This is a genomic window from Streptomyces sp. LS1784 (assembly GCF_020103755.1).
Taxonomy (GTDB): domain Bacteria; phylum Actinomycetota; class Actinomycetes; order Streptomycetales; family Streptomycetaceae; genus Kitasatospora.
In genome coordinates, this window is the sequence record NZ_JAHSQD010000907.1 from 1 (window position 1) to 2,124 (window position 2,124).

The 2,124-nt window shown below is 74.1% G+C and carries 1 protein-coding gene and 2 pseudogenes; 1 reads left to right on the top strand and 2 read right to left on the bottom strand.

Features of this window, described 5'->3' with window-relative positions; all coding sequences use genetic code 11:
• Positions 1 to 1,236 (bottom strand): annotated as a pseudogene (locus tag KS423_RS44105) (hypothetical protein); the annotation flags it as partial.
• A gap of 343 nt (positions 1,237 to 1,579) precedes the next feature.
• Between KS423_RS44105 and KS423_RS44110 the strand changes: the two are divergent.
• The gene (locus KS423_RS44110) at positions 1,580 to 1,765 is read left to right on the top strand and encodes a PspC domain-containing protein (RefSeq protein ID WP_224285307.1); all 186 of its coding nucleotides are present in this window, start codon (positions 1,580 to 1,582) and stop codon (positions 1,763 to 1,765) included.
• A gap of 35 nt (positions 1,766 to 1,800) precedes the next feature.
• Here KS423_RS44110 and KS423_RS44115 read toward each other — a convergent pair.
• Positions 1,801 to 2,124, bottom strand: a pseudogene (locus tag KS423_RS44115) (hypothetical protein); the annotation flags it as partial.

A 2,124-nucleotide genomic window follows, 5' to 3' on the forward strand; every position in this document is an offset into this window, starting at 1 on the left:
CGCGGCGGCGACCACCTGCGAGCCGACCGCCGCCGGGCTCGGCGACGCGCCGGTGGCCTGTGCGACCGGAATGACCGGGACGACCGGGGCGCTGGACGGCTGAGCCGCGGTCGGCGCCGGGGCGGCCGAGGACGTGGGATCCGGGGTCGGGGTGACGCTGGGACCCGCCGCGGCCACGATCGTGAAGTCGGCCTTCTGGCTGGACGACCTCGCCCCGCTCTCGCCCGCGCCGGGCAGGCTGCCCGCGAGGGCCACCAGGGACTCGGTACGGGCCGCCGCGTCCTTGGTGAAGGCCAGCCGGGCGTTGATCGTGTGAGTCCCGCCGTTCGGCAGGGCGAACACGTCGGAACCCACGCCGCTCGGCCGCAGGTCCATGTAGAGCCAGGTCGGGTGCTCCGAGTTGCCCCCGGGTCCGCCCGGCAGCCATGCCCCGTCCGGCCCCTGGTACTCGAACCGGACCGTCTCGAAGGGAAGTTCGGTCTCTCCCTGGAACACGATCGTGGGCATGACCCGCAGGTCCCTGCCGCTGTTGTTGGTGAAGACCAGCTTGAACGGCTTCACCTCACCGCCCGCGGTGAAGGTGGCGGGCACCCCTTCGAGCTTGACGTCGGCCGTGGCCGCGGGCGTGGGCGCCGGGGTGGTCGGCGTGACCGCCGGGGTGATCACCAGGCCCGGCCAGCCGCTCTGGGCGAGGGAGCTCCGCTGCTCCCTCGGCAGGGTGGGGTCCTCGACATTGGCGTCGAAGCCCGGTGTCACCCGGCCGGCCGGGGCGTCGGCGGTGACGGTGAGCCGCAGCCGGTAGACCGCCTCGGCGCCCGCCGCCAGGTGCAGCGTGGCCGACCGGTCGATCTCCCAGAAGGCGCCGACGGTCGCGGCGTTCACCTTGGCGTCCTGCCACTGCGCGCCGCCGGGCGACTGGTACTCCAGCTTGAACTGGCTCTGCCTGGTGCCGGTCCCGGTGTCCCCGATGACGAAGGCGGAGGACACCACGTCCACCTGGTGGTCGGCGGTGTTCCTGAGCGTCGCGGTGAACTCCACCGGCGAGCCACCCGCCTTGACGGTGCCGGGCAGGCCGCCGAGCGCGACCGTGACCGGCGAGGGCTGGACCTGGGTGCCCCGCTCGGCCGTGACGGCCCCCGAGGCGGCGAAGACGGCCGGGGCCTCGACGACGGCCAGGCCGGAGGCCAGGGTGACGGCGGCGGTCGCCGCCAGGAATCTGCGGTGCCGAGGGCGCAACTCAACCTCACGAGAGAATTCGGACAGAACCCAACAGAACGTGAAATCGCTTGCGCGAGAGGCCACTTCATGGCGAAAAGTGCGCCGATGTTTCGCCCCCCGACCAACAGCGACTGCGGAATCATACCGAGCCCGCTCCCCGCCCCCGCCGGGAGGCCGTCACCCCGGGGCCCACCCCTCAGGGTCACCCCGAGGACGACCCCGAGATCCGGCTACGACTACCCGGTGACCCTTCGGGGCGGAGAATCACCTGCCGGACGGAGGACCCGGAGCCGCCGACGGCGGAGTATGGAAGCAGCCCGCCGGACCGGCCGGACCGGGCCGCCACCACACGGAGCTGATCATGAGTGCGCGCCTCGCCCGTCCCCGCAACGACCGCGTCATCGCCGGCGTCTGCGCCGGGATCGCCCGACGCTTCGGCCTGACCTCGTGGACCGTCCGGCTGATCTTCCTGCTCTCCTGCCTGCTGCCCGGCCCCCAGTTCCTGCTCTACCTGGCCCTCTGGCTGCTGCTCCCCCAGGAGCCGTGAGCCGGGCGGCCCGTCGCCGTGCCGTCGGTTCCGGCTCAGCCGGTCAGGCCGGGGAGGCCCGGAAGGACGCCGGTCAGCCCGCCGATCGGGGTCTTGTCCAGGCCCGGGATGGTCGGGACGGCGGCGCGCTGCCGGGTGACGCCGGCCAGCGGGGTGTCGCCGGTGGGGACGGCCTTGCCGATGGTCGGGGCGAGGGTGCCCAGCGTGCTGGTGACCTTGTCGGCGGCGGGCAGCTTGGCGGCGGTGTCGGTGACCGCGCCGGTCACCGCGGGGTTCGTCAACGCGCCGGTGGGCAGCCCGAGGCCGCCGGCCGCCTGGCCGTCGGCCGCGGAGGCGGTACCGGCGCCGACCGCCGCGAT

Bases quoted from the DNA above. Each gene is read 5' to 3' on its own strand.
- KS423_RS44110 (WP_224285307.1), top strand. From the start codon at position 1,580: ATGAGTGCGCGCCTCGCCCGTCCCCGCAACGACCGCGTCATCGCCGGC.